Raw genomic sequence first — 16,776 nt, 5'->3', positions numbered from 1 at the left:
GGCTGCTTTTCCCCCGCTTTCCCCTTATACTGCGCGTTTTACGGCAAGTCTGAGTTTCTGATGCAAAAGAAAAACATCTATGTCGCCTATACCGGCGGCACTATCGGCATGCAGCGCTCCGCGCAGGGCTATATTCCGGTTTCAGGTCACCTGCAGCAACAGCTGGCGAATATGCCGGAGTTCCACCGCCCTGAGATGCCGGATTTCACTATTCATGAATACGATCCGCTGATCGACTCTTCCGATATGACGCCCGAAGACTGGCAGGCTATCGCGGAAGATATTCGACAAAATTATGATCGCTACGATGGATTTGTTATCCTGCATGGAACCGATACCATGGCCTTCACCGCTTCGGCGCTGTCGTTTATGCTGGAGAACCTGGCGAAGCCCGTTATCGTGACCGGTTCGCAGATCCCGCTGGCGGAGCTACGCTCCGACGGCCAGCAAAACCTGCTGAATGCGCTCTACGTGGCGGCGAACTATCCCGTGAATGAAGTCTCGCTGTTTTTCAACAACCAGCTCTATCGCGGCAACCGCACCACGAAAGCGCATGCGGACGGCTTTAACGCTTTTGCATCGCCGAACCTTTCCGCCCTGCTGGAGGCCGGCATCCATATTCGCCGGCTGAATACGCCGCCCGCGCCGCAAGGCCATGGACCGCTGAAGGTGCATACCATTACGCCGCAGCCTATCGGCGTCGTCACCATCTATCCAGGCATCTCGGCGGATGTGGTGCGCAACTTTTTACGCCAGCCGGTAAAAGCGCTGATCCTGCGCTCCTACGGCGTCGGCAACGCGCCGCAGAACGCCGAGTTTCTCGCCGAGCTGCAGCAGGCCAGCGAGCGCGGCATTGTAGTGGTTAACCTGACCCAGTGTATTTCCGGCAAGGTGAACATGGGCGGCTACGCCACCGGCAATGCTCTTGAGCATGCGGGCGTCATAAGCGGATTTGATTTAACGGTGGAAGCCGCGCTGACCAAGCTCCACTTTTTACTGAGTCAGTCGCTCTCCTGCGATGAGATCCGCGCCAGGATGCAGCAAAATTTGCGCGGTGAACTGACCGAAGACTAATTACGGAGCCACCTGTTATGAAGCAGGCCCTCATCATCATAGATATTCAAAACGATTTTTGTCCCGGCGGCCCCATGGCCGTGCATGAAGGCGATATGACCGTGCCGGTCGCCAACCGCTATGCGCGCGAATTCCGCGCCCGCGGCGAGTGCGTGCTGGCGCTGCAGGACTGGCATCCGGCTAACCACGGCAGCTTCGCCTCGGTATCCGGCGAACCGGTCTACACGCTGGGCGAACTCAACGGGCTGGCGCAAATCTGGTGGCCGGATCACGGCATTCAGGGTTCCGCCGGCGCCGAGCTTCATCCCGGCCTCGATCGCAGCCTGATCGACGCGGTATTCCATAAGGGACAGGATGTCGACGTCGACAGCTACAGCGCCTTTTTCGACAACGGCCATCGGCGCAAAACCGAGCTGGACAGCTGGCTGCAGGCGCGCGGGATAACCCATCTTGTGATGCTGGGAATCGCCACGGACTACTGCGTGAAGTACAGCGTGCTGGACGCGCTGGAGCTGGGTTATCAGGTGACGGTGGTGAAGGAAGGCTGTCGCGGGGTGAATCTCAGCCCGGAAGACAGCGATATCGCGTTCGCCCAGATGAAGGCGCAGGGTGCGGTGCTGATTTAGCGCTATAGCGTAAGGCCGACGCAAGGTCGGCCTTATATTCAGTGCAGATTGATGCGCGTAATCTCTGCGTCGATACCGAACTCTTCTTTCAGCTCTCGCTTCGATTTTGTCACCATTTCGCCGCCCTTGCCGATGGTCATATGCTGCGGCGCCTCGTTATGGCGCGCCTGATAGAGCATCACCAGCTGCAGGCAGTTGTCACGCTGCTCCTGCGACAGCGCCACGCCGTCCGGCCATTTACCGGTTTCCACCGCCGTTGCCAGTCGTTCGTAGACCTCAGGCGTCATGGCGTCGACCATCGCCTCAAGCTGTTGTTTCATTCATCACCCCTGCTGTTCGTCGCCCTGCTCGTCGGTAAAGCTCAGCGACGCCGAGTTAACGCAGTAGCGTTCGCCGGTCGGCTGCGGCCCGTCCGGGAAGACGTGTCCCAGGTGCGCATCGCAGTTATTACAGCGAATTTCGATCCGATGCATGCCGTGAGAGTCATCCTCCAGATAGCGAATCGCGTCGTCGCCTACCGGCTGATAGAAACTCGGCCAGCCGCAGCCAGAGTCATACTTGGTTTCCGAGAGAAACAGCGGCGCGTTGCAGACCAGGCAGTGATAGATGCCTTCCTGTTTATTATGCAGAAGCGCGCCGCTGAAAGGCGGTTCCGTGCCGCGCTGCTGGGTCACATAGCGCTGCATTTCAGACAATTGCGCAATTTTTGCTTCAGGTGCGGTTTCTTTAGCCATTTGAGTGGTTCCGGAGAGTGTCATTCTGAAAAAATCGTCTACTATTCTAACAAACGAATAACATTACCGGGGCTTTTTTCGTGCTTAGCGACCATACTTCCCTTTCGCAGCGTAGATTTGTGACCTCGATCACCTTTTGCTAGCGCTATCCCTTTATATTCAGCAATCGGGTTTCGGCATCATCTCAACACGCTTGTTGCGCAAGCGGTTGCGCATCAAATTATTCCTGTCGAACGGATTGACCTGTCGCAACTATTGACACGATTCCGCTTGACGCCTGGTAAGGTTTTTGTAATTTTACAGCCAACCTTTTATTCACTAACAAATAGCTGGTGGAATATATGACTATCAAAGTAGGTATCAACGGTTTTGGTCGTATCGGCCGTATCGTTTTCCGTGCTGCTCAGCAGCGTTCTGACATCGAAATCGTTGCGATCAACGACCTGTTAGACGCGGACTACATGGCTTACATGCTGAAGTACGACTCAACGCACGGCCGCTTCGACGGTACCGTTGAAGTACAGGACGGCGCGCTGATCGTTAACGGCAAAAAAATCCGCGTTACCTCTGAGAGAGACCCGGCTAACCTGAAGTGGGACGAAGCAGGCGTTGACGTTGTTGCTGAAGCTACCGGCATCTTCCTGACTGACGAAACCGCACGTAAACACATCACTGCCGGCGCGAAGAAAGTCGTGCTGACCGGTCCGTCTAAAGACGACACCCCGATGTTCGTTCGCGGCGCTAACTTCGACAAATATGCTGGCCAGGACATCGTTTCTAACGCTTCCTGCACCACCAACTGCCTGGCACCGCTGGCGAAAGTCATCAACGACAAATTCGGCATCGTCGAAGGTCTGATGACCACCGTTCACGCGACCACCGCCACGCAGAAAACCGTTGACGGCCCGTCTCACAAAGACTGGCGCGGCGGCCGCGGCGCATCTCAGAACATCATCCCGTCTTCTACTGGCGCAGCGAAAGCCGTGGGCAAAGTCCTGCCGGAGCTAAACGGTAAACTGACCGGTATGGCGTTCCGCGTACCGACTCCGAACGTTTCTGTTGTTGACCTGACCGTCCGTCTGGAAAAAGCGGCTTCTTACAAAGAAATTTGTGCAGCGATCAAAGCCGCTGCAGAAGGCGAGATGAAAGACGTGCTGGGCTACGTTGAAGACGACGTGGTTTCTACCGACTTCAACGGCGAAGTGCTGACTTCCGTGTTCGACGCTAAAGCTGGCATCGCGCTGAACGACAACTTCGTGAAACTGGTTTCCTGGTACGACAACGAAACCGGCTACTCAAACAAAGTTCTCGACCTGATCGCGCTGGTTGCTAAATAAGCAGACCGGTCACGACAGACAACAAGGGCGACTTCGGTCGCCCTTTTTTTTCGTAGCAACAGGAAGGATTCGGTTATGCAAGATAAAATTTTCTCGCTGCCCGTGGTGAAGCAGATCTCCCCTTACCTCTCGCAGCGTCAGCTGGGCGATCTGCCGGTGATTGTAGTGAGCCATCCCCAGGTGCGTGCTGCGATTACGCTTCAGGGCGCGCATCTGATCGCCTGGCAGCCGAGCGGAGAAAAGCCGGTTATCTGGCTGAGCGAAAAGTCGCTTTTTGCTGCTGGCAAAGCCATTCGCGGTGGCGTGCCCATCTGCTGGCCGTGGTTTGGGCCGGAAGGCGAACCGGCGCACGGTTTCGCCCGTAATCAGCCGTGGACGCTGTCGGCGCACGATGAGAACGAAGAGAGCGTAATGCTGACCTTCGTGCTGGAGAGTACGGCGCAGACGAAAAAATTATGGCCGCATGACTTTACCCTGTTCGCCCGTTTCCGCCTCGGCAAGCACTGCGAAATCGAGCTGGAAGCACACGGCGACTTTACCGCGACCGGCGCGCTGCACAGCTATTTCCAGGTGGCCGATATCGCCGGCGTAGAGGTCAGCGGTCTGGGTTCGCACTTTATCGACAAGGTCGACAACAACAGCGAGCAGACTTCCAGCGGCAAACAGACCTATCCGGGCCGTATTGACCGCGTTTTCACCCAGCCGGAAGATTGCGCACTGATTCAGGATAAACAGGGACAGCGCATGATTGAGGTCTATCACCATCATCACAGCGACGTGGTGACCTGGAACCCAGGCGTTGAGCTGTCATGCAGCATGGCGGACATGGCCAACGACGGCTATAAAACCATGGTTTGCGTGGAGACGGCGCGCATCTCTAAACCGATGCGCAGCGCAGGCGAAAAACCGGCGCGGCTGGCGACCACCTTCCGTCTGCGGCAGAAAGCTTAAAAGAAGTCAGGCGGCTGCCTGATTGAGAAGTGAGTGACACGGAGCGCAGAGCAATGCGTTTCGCGCCAGAGGTGCGAGCGACTGGCGCACGCGCCGTGTCACTCGCGACCGCGCCGCACCAGCAGAACGCAGGCATAGCTTTACCTTTAGACGACATCCAGCGCCATCTTGTGCTGCGGCGGCGGAAACGCCTGGTTGATTCGCGCCAGCTCATCGTCGCTCAGCCGGATCTGCAGCGCCGCGGCGTTCTCTTTCACGTGCGCCTGCGAGCTCGCCTTAGGGATTGCCATCACGCCCTCTTTGCGGATAACCCACGCCAGCAGCAGCTGCGCGACGCTAATGCCCTTCTGTTGTGCAATCTCCACCAGCGTGGTGTCGGAAAAGAGCGCCTGTCGCAGCCTTCCGGCCTGCGCCAGCGGGCAATAGGCCATGACCGGCATCTGATGCTGCTGGCAGGCGGGCAGCAGATCGAACTCGATGCCACGCGACGCGAGATGATACAGCACCTGATTGGTGGCGCAGCGTGCGCCGCCGGGTTCTTCCAGCAGCTCCTGCAGATCGTCGACGTCAAAATTAGAGACGCCCCAGCGCAGGATTTTGCCCTGCTGCTGAAGGGTTTCCATTGCGCGAATAGTCTCTTCAAGCGGCACGTTGCCGCGCCAGTGCAGCAGATAGAGATCCAGTCGATCGGTATCGAGCCGCCGCATGCTGCGCTCGCAGGCGTCGATAGCATCCGTTTCGCCCGCGTTCCAGGGATAAACCTTCGAAACGAGAAACGCGCTGTCGCGTCGTCCGCGCAGCGCCTCGCCGACCACCTCTTCCGCGCCGCCGTCCGCATACATCTCGGCGGTGTCAATCAGCGTCAGGCCCGCATCGAGTCCTGCCTGCAGCGCGGCGACCTCTTCACGGCGTCGCGCGGCGTCTTCGCCCATATACCAGGTGCCCTGACCTATCGCGGGTAGTCGCGTGTGGTCATCAAAAGCGATCGCTTTGTCCATCCGTTTGCTCCTGCATCAAATCAGGGCACCCTTTTGGTGCCTGGTTAACAATTTGCCCCGCGACAGCGCCGATTAGAAGCTGTAGCTGATGCCGGTCCAGAGCGTAGTCTGTCCGCTCTTGTCGATCATCGGGCTGTCTTTGATTTCGCTGTCGAAGCGGGTGTAGCGTCCCACCAGGCTGGCGTTCCACTGCGGCGTGATCTGATAGCTGGCGCTCAGCTCGACGTAGGGAGACCAGCTGTCGTCAGGCTGATAGCGGTCGATGCCGGTGCGCGCCGATTCATGGCTGGAGACGCCATAGTAGTAGCGGTTCTGATTGGCGCTGGTCCACATCGCGCCGACGCCTGGCGTCAGGCTGAAATCGCCGAAGTTGAAGCGATAGAGGTAGGTCAGATCCCAGATGATGCCGTTGCTGTTGTTAAGCACATCGCCCAGCAGCGCCGTGCGCAGGATGCCCCACTCCGCCATATGGTTATAGGTGGCGCCGCCCATGAGTGTCATACGACGCTTATCAAGGCCTTTCATGTCGCCGAGATCGTTGTCGCCTGGATCGTACTGCTGCGGCGAACCGAACAGCGTCAGAGAGAGCTGATTTTGCGGGTCTTTCCACAGGTAATAACCGCCCTGCAGAGAATGGAACCAGAAATTATCGCCCTCATAATTGATGACGGGAACCGGCAAATAACGATCCTGCCCGCCACGATAGGGAGACTGCGCGTAAATCACTGATGCGCCAAGCGACAAGGATTCAGCAGCAGCGGTATTAGCGAAAAAAAGAGCACAAATAATTGCGCCAGGCGCTTTAAGTTTGAATTGGTTCACAATTTATTTCTTCCATAAATATAAAAATCACTACGAAGTTTAACGATTTTTGCTCGCCGGTTTAACCATTATCTGAGGTGCTCTTTAACAGAGCGGCTGAAAGCGGCACATCTGCCGGATTCTACTCTCTTTTCCCTTTGGTTGACGCAAAGCTGGCTTTGCAACAATCTGACTTTGTTATTGATATATCGCCAAATAGTAAAATTATGCGGAGGAAATTTCCTAAATGCCTTCTACAGTTAAAAGTAAGCTGTGAGTCTTAGTACGAGCAGAGTGACCATAAGAAGTGTGTACCCCGATAACAATACATCAGGTTGGCATAAGGGTTGCTGTACTCAAATGAGAATATCTTCCGGGAGCTGCATGAGCCTTTAATTACGCTCCTTTACCTGTGCTAAAAACGAAAGGACGGGCATCGCTATGAATATATTCGATCACTATCGTCAGCGTTATGAAGCTGCCAAGGACGAAGAGTTCACACTGCAGGAATTTCTTGCCATCTGTAAGCAGGATCGCAGTGCATACGCCAACGCCGCAGAGCGACTGTTAATGGCTATAGGTGAGCCAGTAATGGTCGATACTGCCCAGGAGCCACGCCTTTCCAGAATATTCTCCAACCGTGTGATTGGCCGCTACCCGGCCTTCGAAGAGTTTTATGGCATGGAAGAGGCCATAGAGCAGATCGTTTCCTATCTGAAACATGCCGCGCAGGGTCTGGAGGAGAGAAAACAGATCCTGTACCTGCTGGGGCCGGTCGGCGGCGGTAAATCCTCGCTGGCAGAGCGTCTGAAAGCGCTGATGCAGCGCGTGCCTATCTATGTGTTGAGCGCCGACGGCGAACGCAGCCCGGTCAACGATCATCCGCTCTGCCTGTTCAATCCGCAGGAAGACGCCAACATTCTTGAAAAAGAGTACAACGTGCCGCGTCGCTACCTCGGCACCATTATGTCGCCCTGGGCGGCGAAACGGCTGCATGAATTCGGCGGCGATATCACCCGCTTCAAAGTAGTGAAAGTCTGGCCGTCGATTCTCGAACAGCTGGCGATCGCCAAAACCGAGCCTGGCGACGAGAATAACCAGGACATCTCCGCGCTGGTGGGTAAAGTCGATATCCGCAAGCTGGAGAATCACGCGCAAAACGATCCCGACGCCTACGGTTATTCCGGCGCGCTGTGCCGCGCCAACCAAGGGATCATGGAATTCGTCGAGATGTTTAAAGCGCCGATTAAGGTGCTGCATCCCCTGCTGACCGCGACGCAGGAAGGGAACTACAACGGTACGGAGGGGATCTCGGCGCTGCCGTTCAACGGCATTATCCTGGCGCACTCCAACGAATCGGAATGGGTGACCTTCCGCAACAACAAAAACAACGAGGCGTTTCTTGACCGCGTCTACATCGTCAAGGTGCCTTACTGCCTGCGCGTTTCCGAAGAGATCAAAATCTACGAGAAACTGCTTAACCACAGCGAACTGGCTACCGCGCCCTGCGCGCCCGGCACGCTGGAAACCCTGGCCCGGTTCTCTATCCTGTCGCGCCTGAAAGAGCCGGAAAACTCCAGCATCTATTCAAAAATGCGCGTTTACGACGGAGAAAGCCTGAAGGATACCGACCCGAAAGCGAAATCCTGGCAGGAGTATCACGACTACTCCGGCGTTGACGAGGGCATGAACGGCCTCTCTACCCGCTTCGCGTTTAAAATCCTGTCGCGCGTGTTTAACTTCGATCACAACGAAGTGGCGGCGAACCCGGTGCACCTTTTCTATGTGCTGGAGCAGCAGATTGAGCGCGAGCAGTTCCCGCAGGATCAGGCAGAGAAGTACCTGGAGCACCTGAAAGGCTATCTAATCCCCAAATACGCCGAGTTTATCGGCAAGGAGATTCAGACCGCTTATCTGGAGTCCTACTCTGAATATGGCCAAAACATCTTTGACCGCTATGTGACCTACGCCGACTTCTGGATTCAGGATCAGGAGTACCGCGATCCCGATACCGGACAGCTGTTCGACCGCGAGTCGCTGAATGCGGAACTGGAAAAAATTGAGAAACCGGCCGGGATCAGCAACCCGAAAGATTTCCGCAACGAGATTGTAAACTTTGTGCTGCGCGCCCGCGCGCAGAATAACGGCCGCAATCCCAACTGGACCAGTTACGAGAAGCTGCGCACCGTGATCGAGAAAAAAATGTTCTCGAACACCGAGGAACTGCTGCCGGTTATCTCGTTCAATACCAAAACCTCCACGGATGAACAGAAGAAACATGACGATTTCGTCGAGCGCATGATGGAGAAAGGCTATACCCGCAAGCAGGTGCGTCTGCTGTGCGAATGGTATCTGCGCGTGCGTAAATCGTCCTAATCACAACGCGTAAGCACGTTGATGCGCTGGCATTAATACCCATAAGGTCGGGCCACTGCCCGACCTGCTTACAACGTTTGGGGGAGTTTTATGGCCTACTTCATCGATCGGCGACTCAACGGCAAGAATAAAAGCGCAGTCAACAGACAGCGCTTTTTGCGCCGTTATAAGTCGCAAATCAAACAGTCTATCTCGGAGGCCATCAATAAGCGTTCGGTAACCGACGTTGAAAGTGGCGAGTCCGTTTCCATTCCAGTCGACGATATTAACGAACCGATTTTCCATCAGGGCCGCGGCGGCAGCCGTCATCGCGTCCATCCCGGCAACGACCACTTTGTGCAGAACGACCGTATCGAGCGGCCTCAGGGCGGCGGAGGCGGCGGAGGCAGCGGCCAGGGCAACGCCAGTCAGGATGGCGAAGGTCAGGATGAGTTCGTTTTCCAGATTTCTAAAGATGAGTATCTCGACCTGCTGTTCGAAGATCTGGCGCTGCCGAATCTGCGTAAAAACCAGCATCGCCAGCTGAATGAATATAAAACCCATCGCGCCGGTTTTACCTCTAATGGCGTGCCCGCCAATATTAGCGTGGTACGGTCGCTGCAGAATTCGCTGGCAAGGCGCACCGCGATGACCGCAGGCAAGCGCCGCATGATGCATGAGCTGGAGGAGGCGCTGACGGCGATTGAGAAAGCGGAGCCGGCGCAGCTGCTGGAAGAGGAGCGCCTACGCAAAGAGATTGCTGAACTGCGCGCGCGTATTGAGCGCGTGCCCTTTATCGACACCTTTGACCTGCGCTATAAGAACTTTGAAAAACGGCCAGAACCCTCCAGCCAGGCGGTAATGTTCTGCCTGATGGATGTCTCCGGCTCAATGGATCAGGCGACGAAGGATATGGCGAAGCGTTTCTATATTCTGCTCTACCTGTTCCTGAGCCGGACCTATAAAAACGTGGACGTGGTCTATATCCGCCACCATACGCAGGCGAAAGAGGTCGATGAGCAAGAGTTCTTCTACTCGCAGGAAACCGGCGGCACCATCGTCTCCAGCGCCCTGAAGCTGATGGATGAGGTGGTCAAAGAGCGCTACGATCCGTCCCAGTGGAACATCTATGCGGCCCAGGCGTCGGACGGCGATAACTGGGCAGACGATTCGCCGCTCTGCCACGAGATTCTGGCGAAGAACATTCTGCCGGTGGTGCGCTACTACAGCTATATTGAGATAACCCGGCGTGCGCACCAGACGCTATGGCGCGAATATGAACATCTGCAGGCGATGTTCGATAATTTCGCCATCCAGCATATCCGCGAGCCGGAGGATATTTACCCGGTATTTCGCGAGCTGTTTCACAAACAGGCAGCGGAAGCCTGATACTCTGAGCCGGTCGCTGACCGGCTTTTTTTATTTAATCCCGCGAATACCTGCTAAAATACCCGCCATTAATCCTCTTGACGAACAAGGCCTTTTTTTTGCACATTAAGCCTTAGCTCAGACAGAAAAATCAATTTGTATAATTAGAGATTACGCGCTGACAACTTACTGATTACGCATCTTCTTTTTCAGATGGACGGCCATTCCCCGCACCAGCCTTCTTATCATTGTCGTAACCGCAGGAGAGCCCATTGAACCACAACATTGTCTACAGCCTTTTTATCATCGGTTCTGTGCTGGTTGCGTCAAGCATCTTACTCAGTTCTTTCTCTTCGCGGCTCGGCATCCCTATCCTGGTGATCTTTCTGGCGTTAGGCATGCTGACCGGCGTCGACGGCATTGGCGGCATCGCCTTCGACAACTACCCCGCCGCCTATCTGATCTCCAACCTGGCGCTGGCGGTGATCCTGCTGGACGGCGGCATGCGCACCAAGGCCAGCTCGTTCAAGGTGGCGCTGGGACCGGCGCTCTCGCTGGCGACGGTCGGCGTGATGATCACCGCCGGGCTGACCGGTCTGGCAGCCGCGTGGCTGTTCCGGCTCGATTTAATGCAGGGCTTTCTGATCGGCGCCATCATCGGCTCCACCGATGCCGCGGCGGTCTTCTCGCTGCTGGGCGACAAAGGCCTGAACGAGCGCGTCAGCTCTACGCTGGAGATTGAGTCAGGCAGCAACGACCCTATGGCGGTGTTTTTAACTATTACCCTGATTGAGATGATCCAGAAAGGCGAAACCGGGCTCGACTGGATGTTCCTGGTGCATCTGGTGCAGCAGTTCGGTCTGGGTATCGTGCTGGGGCTGGGCGGCGGCTGGGCGCTGCAGCAGCTGATCAACCGCATTAGCCTGGCCACCGGCCTCTACCCGCTGCTGGCCCTGAGCGGCGGTATACTGGTGTTCGCGCTCACCACGATGCTGGAAGGCAGCGGCATTCTCGCGGTCTATCTTTGCGGTTTTCTGCTCGGCAACAGACCGATCCGCAACCGTCACGGCATTCTGCAGACCTTTGACGGCATGGCCTGGCTCAGCCAGATCGGCATGTTTATCGTGCTTGGCCTGCTGGTGACGCCGTCCGATCTGTGGCATATCGCGGTGCCGGCGATGATCCTGTCGCTGTGGCTGATTCTGGTGGCGCGTCCGCTGTCGATTCTGGTGGGGCTACTGCCTTTCCGCGGCTTTACCGGCCGCGAGCGCATCTTTATCAGCTGGGTCGGCCTGCGCGGCGCGGTGCCGATTATTCTTGCGGTCTTTCCGATGATGGCGGGACTGGAGAATGCCTCGCTCTACTTTAATATCGCCTTCTTCGTGGTGCTGGTGTCGCTGATGCTGCAGGGCACGTCGCTCGGCTTTGCGGCAAAGAAAGCGCGCGTCGTGGTGCCGCCCACGGCGTCGCCTATCAGCCGCGTCGGTCTGGATATTCATCCGGAAAATCCCTGGGAGCAGTTCGTCTATCAGCTCAGCGCCGACAAATGGTGCGTCGGCGCGGCGCTGCGCGATCTGCAGATGCCGCGCGAAACCCGCATCGCCGCGCTGTTCCGCGACAACGCGCTGATGCATCCCAATGCGAATACCCGGCTGAAGGAAGGCGACGTGATCTGCGTTATCGGTCGCGAACGCGATCTGCCCGCGCTAGGCAAAATGTTCAGCCAGTCGCCGCCCGTCTCGCTGGATCAGCGCTTTTTCGGCGACTTCATACTCGACGCTGAGGCGCGCCTGCGCGACGTGGCGCAGATTTACGGGCTGGAGCTGGGCGAAGAGACCAACGACCTGCAGTCGCTTGGTCAGCTGGTAATGAGCATGCTTGGCGGCACGCCGGTGGTCGGCGATCACGTTGAGTGGAATCACATTACCTGGACGGTGGCGGAAAAAGAAGATAACCGCATCGTTAAAATTGGGGTGCGCGTTGCGGAAGAGCGAGAATAATCCGAGGCGCTACGGCTCGATATTCCAGCAGAAACGGCTATGCTCATTATTTGGTCCAGCAAACGGGAGAGAGTTATGGGACACGTCGTTAAAATTGGTCGTTATGAGATTATTGATGCCGAACTCGACAGCGATAATCTGCAGACCGTCACTATTCCCTGTCAAACCAATCCCGACCTGAGTTATCAACTCGACGGCTGGGACCATGACACCAGCGTGCCGGCCTGGATTGATGGCGAACCGGTGGATTTACAAATTGGGCATTACGATAAACAGCAAGACCAGTGGGTGTTAAAAAAACCTGCCTGACCGCGCATTTTGCCGCCAGCCAATACGCCTGGCGGTAATTCCGAAAAAGTCGTCTGAAATATTTGGTTATTTTCCGCCCTTTCCTCGCTTTAAGCAACAAATTCAACAGGTTAGCTATAAAAAACTTTAGGCAAAAAAAGGTTTTTAGGATTTGTTCCGTATTAACTCTGTCAAATATCTCCTGCATACTCTTAATCGCTGCTGCAGATTTTCGTGACAACAATCACGTAATTATTTTATCTCTTCACTGCAGCCTGTATGGCTCTAACGACTGTAATGAACCGAAAACAATTGTTTTGGTTTTTCGGTTGTCCACTCCTGAGCGCGTACTTGATTCTGGTCAGGCCATCTTTTACTTAAGAAAAAAGAGAGCAGGTGTTATGGCAAGTACACTGGTAATGAATGATGCGAGCCGCTCATGGAGCGGAACGCGAAAAAATATCATCGCAAAGCTGGCGTTAAGCTTTTCCGATTTGGTTGCCCTTAATCTGGCGCTGTTTTTATCCGCCGCCACTATTCAGGGAATCTGGGGCGACCTGGATGGATTTATTCCGCCTCATCAAATTGAATATCGTTTTATTGCGCAATTTGCGCTTTCCGTATTGTGCACCGCTTATTTCTGGATGCGCATGCGTCACTACACCTACCGCAAACCCTTTTGGTTTGAACTCAAAGAAGTGGTGAAAACGCTGTTCGTGTTTTCGCTGCTGGATCTGGCGCTGATCGCCTTTTCCAAGTGGGACTTTTCGCGCATGGTCTGGCTGTTTAGCTGGAGCTACGCGCTGCTGCTGCTGCCGCTGATGCGCGCCGCCGTCAAACGCGCCATTAACCGCGCCGGGCAGTGGCAAAAAGAGACCATTATTATCGGCTCGGGCAAAAACGCTATGGAGGCTTACGCGGCACTGCAGAGCGAAGAGATCCTCGGCTATAACGTGCAGGCGTTTATCAGCACCGACGACGAAAATAATCCGCCGTCTGTTAACGGCGTGCCAGTTATCAAACAGCAGGACATTAACTGGCAGACCATTGACCGCGACAATGTGCAGTTTATCGTCGCCACCGAATTTGAACAGCAGGTGGTGCGCGACACCTGGCTGAAATTCCTGTCGAAAATGAACTGCCGCTCAATCTCCGTCATCCCGACGCTGCGCGGCGTGCCGCTCTACGGCACCGATATGTCATTTATCTTCAGCCATGAAGTGATGATCCTGCGCGTCAGCAACAGCCTCGCCAAGCGCTCTTCGCGCTTCCTGAAGCGCGGCTTCGATATCGTGGTCGCCTCGCTGCTGCTGCTGTTCCTTGCGCCGGTTTTCGGACTGCTCTGCTATATGGTGAAACGCGACGGCGGCAACGCCATCTACGGGCATGAGCGTATCGGCCAGAACGGCGAGAAGTTTAAATGCCTGAAGTTCCGCTCAATGGTGACCAACTCGAAAGAGGTGCTGGAGCAACTGCTGGCCACCAGCGCAGAGGCGCGCGCCGAATGGGACAAAGACTTTAAGCTGAAAAAGGATCCGCGCATCACCAGCATCGGCGGCTTCCTGCGCAAAACCAGTCTTGATGAGCTGCCGCAGCTGTGGAACGTTATCCGCGGCGAGATGAGCCTGGTGGGTCCGCGCCCGGTTATCGAGGCGGAGCTGGAGCGCTATGCGGGCGACGTCGACTACTATCTGATGGCGAAACCGGGCATGACCGGCCTGTGGCAGGTCAGCGGCCGCAACGATATCGACTACGATACGCGCGTCTACTTCGACTCCTGGTATGTGAAGAACTGGGCGCTGTGGACCGATATCGCCATTCTGTTTAAAACCGCCGGCGTAGTGCTGCGCCGCGACGGCGCCTACTAATCGCGCTCAGGATGCCCGCTTTACGGCGGGCATCCTATTTTCTCCTTTTCTTTTCGTCCTCAACTCATTACCCTTCCCGCTTGTTTTAACAAGACGTTCACCTTCTGGTTTTTATGCAAAAATTTACCCTGATGCTGTTAAGCCTGGTGCTGCTGGCGCCGCTGGGCATCGATCTCTATCTGCCAACCCTGCCTGATATCGCCGCCGGCCTGAATACGCCGGTCAGCCTGATCCAGACGACGATTCCAGTCTTTCTGCTGGTGATGGGCTTAGGGCAGCTGGTGACCGGCCCGCTGGTGGATAACTACGGCCGCAAGCCGATCGCGCTGCTGGGCCTGGCGCTTTATGTGGCGGGCAGCGCGGTAGCGGCGACCGCCACCAGCTGGCCGATGTTTCTGTCGGCGCGCCTGATTCAGGGCTGCGCGGTCTGCTGTAGCGCCGTTGTCGCCTTTAGCGGCGTGCGGGACCGCCTGAGCGGCGACGACGCGGCGCGCGCCTACGGTTTTCTGAACGGCGCGCTGAATATCGTGCCTGCGCTGGCGCCGTTACTGGGCGGCCTGCTCGCCAGCGCCTTCGACTGGCGCGCGCCCTTCTGGTTCCTGTGCGCCTACGGCCTGCTTATCGCGGTTATCGTGCTCGTCGGGCTGCCCGAAACGCGCCCCGCCAATACGCTGCGGGTAAAGGGGCTGCCGCTGGCGCAGTATGGCGCTATTCTGCGTCAGCCGCGCTTTCTCGCCTTCGCTTTCGCCAACGCGGGCGCGCTCGGCATGGTGCTGACCTATGTTTCGCTGGCGCCGCACGTGCTGATGACGGAAGGCGGCCTGACGCCGCTGCAGTTTTCGTTCGCCTTTGGCGCCAACGGTTTCTGGATCATGCTGGTGAGCGCCTTCGTCAATAAAGCGATCCGTAAGGCGGGACGGCCGTTCTGTCTGGCGATGGGCTTCGTCACCATGCTGGCGGGCGCGCTGCTGCTGTTCGCCGGTATGCATCTGCTGCCGCAGGGCGCGCAGAGCCACTGGGCGCTCTATATGCTGCCGGTCGCCGTTTCGGTCGCGGGCCTGGCTTTTACCGTCGGCCCCGCCACCAGCTATGCGCTGGAGCCCTACCAGCAGCAGGCTGGCGTAGCGGCGGCGCTGCAGGGGTTTATTCAGATGGCGGGCGGCGCGGCGGGCAGCCTGCTGATTGTCATGCTGCCCGTGGCGGAAAAGAGCGCGCTGGCGCTGATGATGCTGGCGGGCGCAGCACTGGCGCTCATCGCCTGGCGCTGCAGTAAGAGGATGCGCGGTTCGCTGACCGCGCTTAAATAACTCTGACCGGCACGCGCGGCGCCAGCGCGCACATCAGCTCATAGCCGACCGTGCCGGCCGCTTTCGCCACCTGATCGATTTTCACCTGCTCGCCCCACAGCTCGACCGTTGAACCGATGCCCGCCTGCGGACATGGCGTCAGGTCAACGGTGATCATATCCATCGAGATTGCGCCGATCACCTGGGTCATTACGCCATCCACGCAGACCGGCGTGCCGTTGGGCGCGTGACGCGGATAGCCGTCGGCATAGCCGCACGCCACCACGCCGATACGCTGCTCCTGCTGCGCATGGTAGCGATAGCCGTAGCCGACGCCGTCGCCGCGGCTTAGCTGCTGGATGCCGATGATTTCGCTGTTAAGCGTCATCACCGGCTTCAGGCCGGTGCTGGCGATATCCTGCCAGTCGCCGCTGGGCGACGCGCCGTAAAGAATGATGCCGGGGCGCACCCAGTCGTAGTGCGCTTCAGGATGCCAGAGCGTGCAGGCGGAATTGGAGAGCGAACGGGGAATCGCGAGCCCTTCGGCGGCGCGTTCAATGCGCTGCAACGGCGCGATCAGCCCTTCCGGGTTTTCCGCATCGGCAAAGTGCGCCATCAGCGTAATGTCGCCGACGTTTTCCAGCGCGCGCAGCTTTTGCCAGGCGCCGTGCGCCTGCTCAGGCCGGAAGCCGAGACGGTTCATGCCGCTGTTGACCTTCAGATAGATATCCACCGGCGCGGAGAGTCGCGCTTCCGCCAGCGCTTTGATCTGCCAGTTGCTGTGCACGCTGGTGGTCAGGCGATAGCGATCGATCAGCTGCAGATCGTCGGCATGGAAAAAGCCCTCCAGCAGCAGGATCGGTTTACGCCAGCCGCTGTCGCGCAGCAGGATCGCCTCTTCCATATTCAGCAGGGCGAAGCCGTCGGTCTGCGCCAGGCTCTCCCAGACGCGGGCCAGCCCGTGGCCGTAAGCATTGGCTTTGACCACCGACCAGACGCGCGCATCGGGCGCCGCCTGGCGCACTATCGCCAGATTATGCCGCAGCGCCTGCTGATCGATGGTGGCGAAAACTGGACGTGACATACTCCC

The 16,776-nt window shown here is 57.0% G+C and carries 15 protein-coding genes; 10 read left to right on the top strand and 5 right to left on the bottom strand.

What is annotated here, in order from left to right; all coding sequences use genetic code 11:
- The first annotated feature begins 60 nt into the window (after positions 1 to 60).
- The gene (gene ansA / locus PVE98_RS08960) at positions 61 to 1,074 is read left to right on the top strand and encodes an asparaginase (protein WP_033746690.1); all 1,014 of its coding nucleotides are present in this window, start codon (positions 61 to 63) and stop codon (positions 1,072 to 1,074) included.
- A 17-nt stretch (positions 1,075 to 1,091) separates the two neighbouring features.
- A complete protein-coding gene (gene pncA / locus PVE98_RS08955) occupies positions 1,092 to 1,700 on the top strand; it encodes a bifunctional nicotinamidase/pyrazinamidase (protein WP_033746687.1) in 609 nt (202 codons plus the stop codon).
- 38 nt (positions 1,701 to 1,738) lie between these two features.
- Here pncA and PVE98_RS08950 read toward each other — a convergent pair whose 3' ends face one another.
- Together PVE98_RS08950 and msrB are read right to left on the bottom strand one after the other, a co-directional pair.
- Complete coding sequence (locus PVE98_RS08950; protein ID WP_033746684.1) at positions 1,739 to 2,020, bottom strand: YeaC family protein; 282 nt, start codon at positions 2,018 to 2,020, stop codon at positions 1,739 to 1,741.
- A 3-nt stretch (positions 2,021 to 2,023) separates the two neighbouring features.
- Positions 2,024 to 2,434 carry a peptide-methionine (R)-S-oxide reductase MsrB gene (gene msrB, locus PVE98_RS08945; RefSeq protein ID WP_033746681.1) on the bottom strand — a complete coding sequence of 137 codons (411 nt, stop codon included), beginning with the start codon at positions 2,432 to 2,434 and terminating at the stop codon, positions 2,024 to 2,026.
- A 341-nt stretch (positions 2,435 to 2,775) separates the two neighbouring features.
- On the opposite strand from msrB, the gene gapA reads away from it, so the two are divergent.
- Positions 2,776 to 3,771: a glyceraldehyde-3-phosphate dehydrogenase gene (gene gapA, locus PVE98_RS08940; RefSeq protein ID WP_033746678.1), complete on the top strand. Its 996-nt coding sequence runs from the start codon at positions 2,776 to 2,778 to the stop codon at positions 3,769 to 3,771.
- 75 nt (positions 3,772 to 3,846) lie between these two features.
- Entirely contained in the window at positions 3,847 to 4,722 is an 876-nt protein-coding gene (locus tag PVE98_RS08935) for a D-hexose-6-phosphate mutarotase (RefSeq protein WP_096073268.1), read from the top strand.
- A gap of 146 nt (positions 4,723 to 4,868) precedes the next feature.
- On the opposite strand, the gene PVE98_RS08930 is transcribed toward PVE98_RS08935, so the two are convergent.
- Positions 4,869 to 5,720: an aldo/keto reductase gene (locus tag PVE98_RS08930; RefSeq protein ID WP_096073269.1), complete on the bottom strand. Its 852-nt coding sequence runs from the start codon at positions 5,718 to 5,720 to the stop codon at positions 4,869 to 4,871.
- 72 nt (positions 5,721 to 5,792) lie between these two features.
- The gene (locus PVE98_RS08925; protein ID WP_096073270.1) at positions 5,793 to 6,542 is read right to left on the bottom strand and encodes a MipA/OmpV family protein; all 750 of its coding nucleotides are present in this window, start codon (positions 6,540 to 6,542) and stop codon (positions 5,793 to 5,795) included.
- Positions 6,543 to 6,962: 420 nt separating this feature from the next.
- On the opposite strand from PVE98_RS08925, the gene yeaG reads away from it, so the two are divergent.
- The 6 genes from yeaG (at position 6,963) to PVE98_RS08895 (ending at position 15,707) form a co-directional block, all read left to right on the top strand.
- Entirely contained in the window at positions 6,963 to 8,897 is a 1,935-nt protein-coding gene (yeaG, locus tag PVE98_RS08920; RefSeq protein WP_033746670.1) for a protein kinase YeaG, read from the top strand.
- Positions 8,898 to 8,987: 90 nt separating this feature from the next.
- Positions 8,988 to 10,265 carry a YeaH/YhbH family protein gene (locus PVE98_RS08915; protein ID WP_033791200.1) on the top strand — a complete coding sequence of 426 codons (1,278 nt, stop codon included), beginning with the start codon at positions 8,988 to 8,990 and terminating at the stop codon, positions 10,263 to 10,265.
- Between the two features lie 251 nt (positions 10,266 to 10,516).
- Positions 10,517 to 12,244 carry a potassium/proton antiporter gene (locus PVE98_RS08910; protein ID WP_033746665.1) on the top strand — a complete coding sequence of 576 codons (1,728 nt, stop codon included), beginning with the start codon at positions 10,517 to 10,519 and terminating at the stop codon, positions 12,242 to 12,244.
- A 75-nt stretch (positions 12,245 to 12,319) separates the two neighbouring features.
- Positions 12,320 to 12,553 carry a DUF1480 family protein gene (locus PVE98_RS08905; RefSeq protein ID WP_033746662.1) on the top strand — a complete coding sequence of 78 codons (234 nt, stop codon included), beginning with the start codon at positions 12,320 to 12,322 and terminating at the stop codon, positions 12,551 to 12,553.
- A 380-nt stretch (positions 12,554 to 12,933) separates the two neighbouring features.
- Positions 12,934 to 14,400 carry an undecaprenyl-phosphate galactose phosphotransferase WbaP gene (wbaP, locus tag PVE98_RS08900; protein WP_033746661.1) on the top strand — a complete coding sequence of 489 codons (1,467 nt, stop codon included), beginning with the start codon at positions 12,934 to 12,936 and terminating at the stop codon, positions 14,398 to 14,400.
- A 113-nt stretch (positions 14,401 to 14,513) separates the two neighbouring features.
- Complete coding sequence (locus PVE98_RS08895) at positions 14,514 to 15,707, top strand: multidrug effflux MFS transporter (RefSeq protein ID WP_096073271.1); 1,194 nt, start codon at positions 14,514 to 14,516, stop codon at positions 15,705 to 15,707.
- Here the strand turns inward: PVE98_RS08895 and dadX are convergent.
- Positions 15,700 to 16,770, bottom strand: a complete 1,071-nt coding sequence (gene dadX, locus PVE98_RS08890; RefSeq protein WP_096073272.1) for a catabolic alanine racemase DadX — start codon at positions 16,768 to 16,770, stop codon at positions 15,700 to 15,702. The genes PVE98_RS08895 and dadX overlap by 8 nt on opposite strands.
- Positions 16,771 to 16,776: the final 6 nt, after the last annotated feature.

It is taken from the genome of Pantoea sp. GABEPS69, assembly GCF_045780835.1.
In the GTDB taxonomy this organism is placed as follows: domain Bacteria; phylum Pseudomonadota; class Gammaproteobacteria; order Enterobacterales; family Enterobacteriaceae; genus Pantoea; species Pantoea septica.
This window is presented reverse-complemented; position numbering and strand designations above follow the sequence as displayed.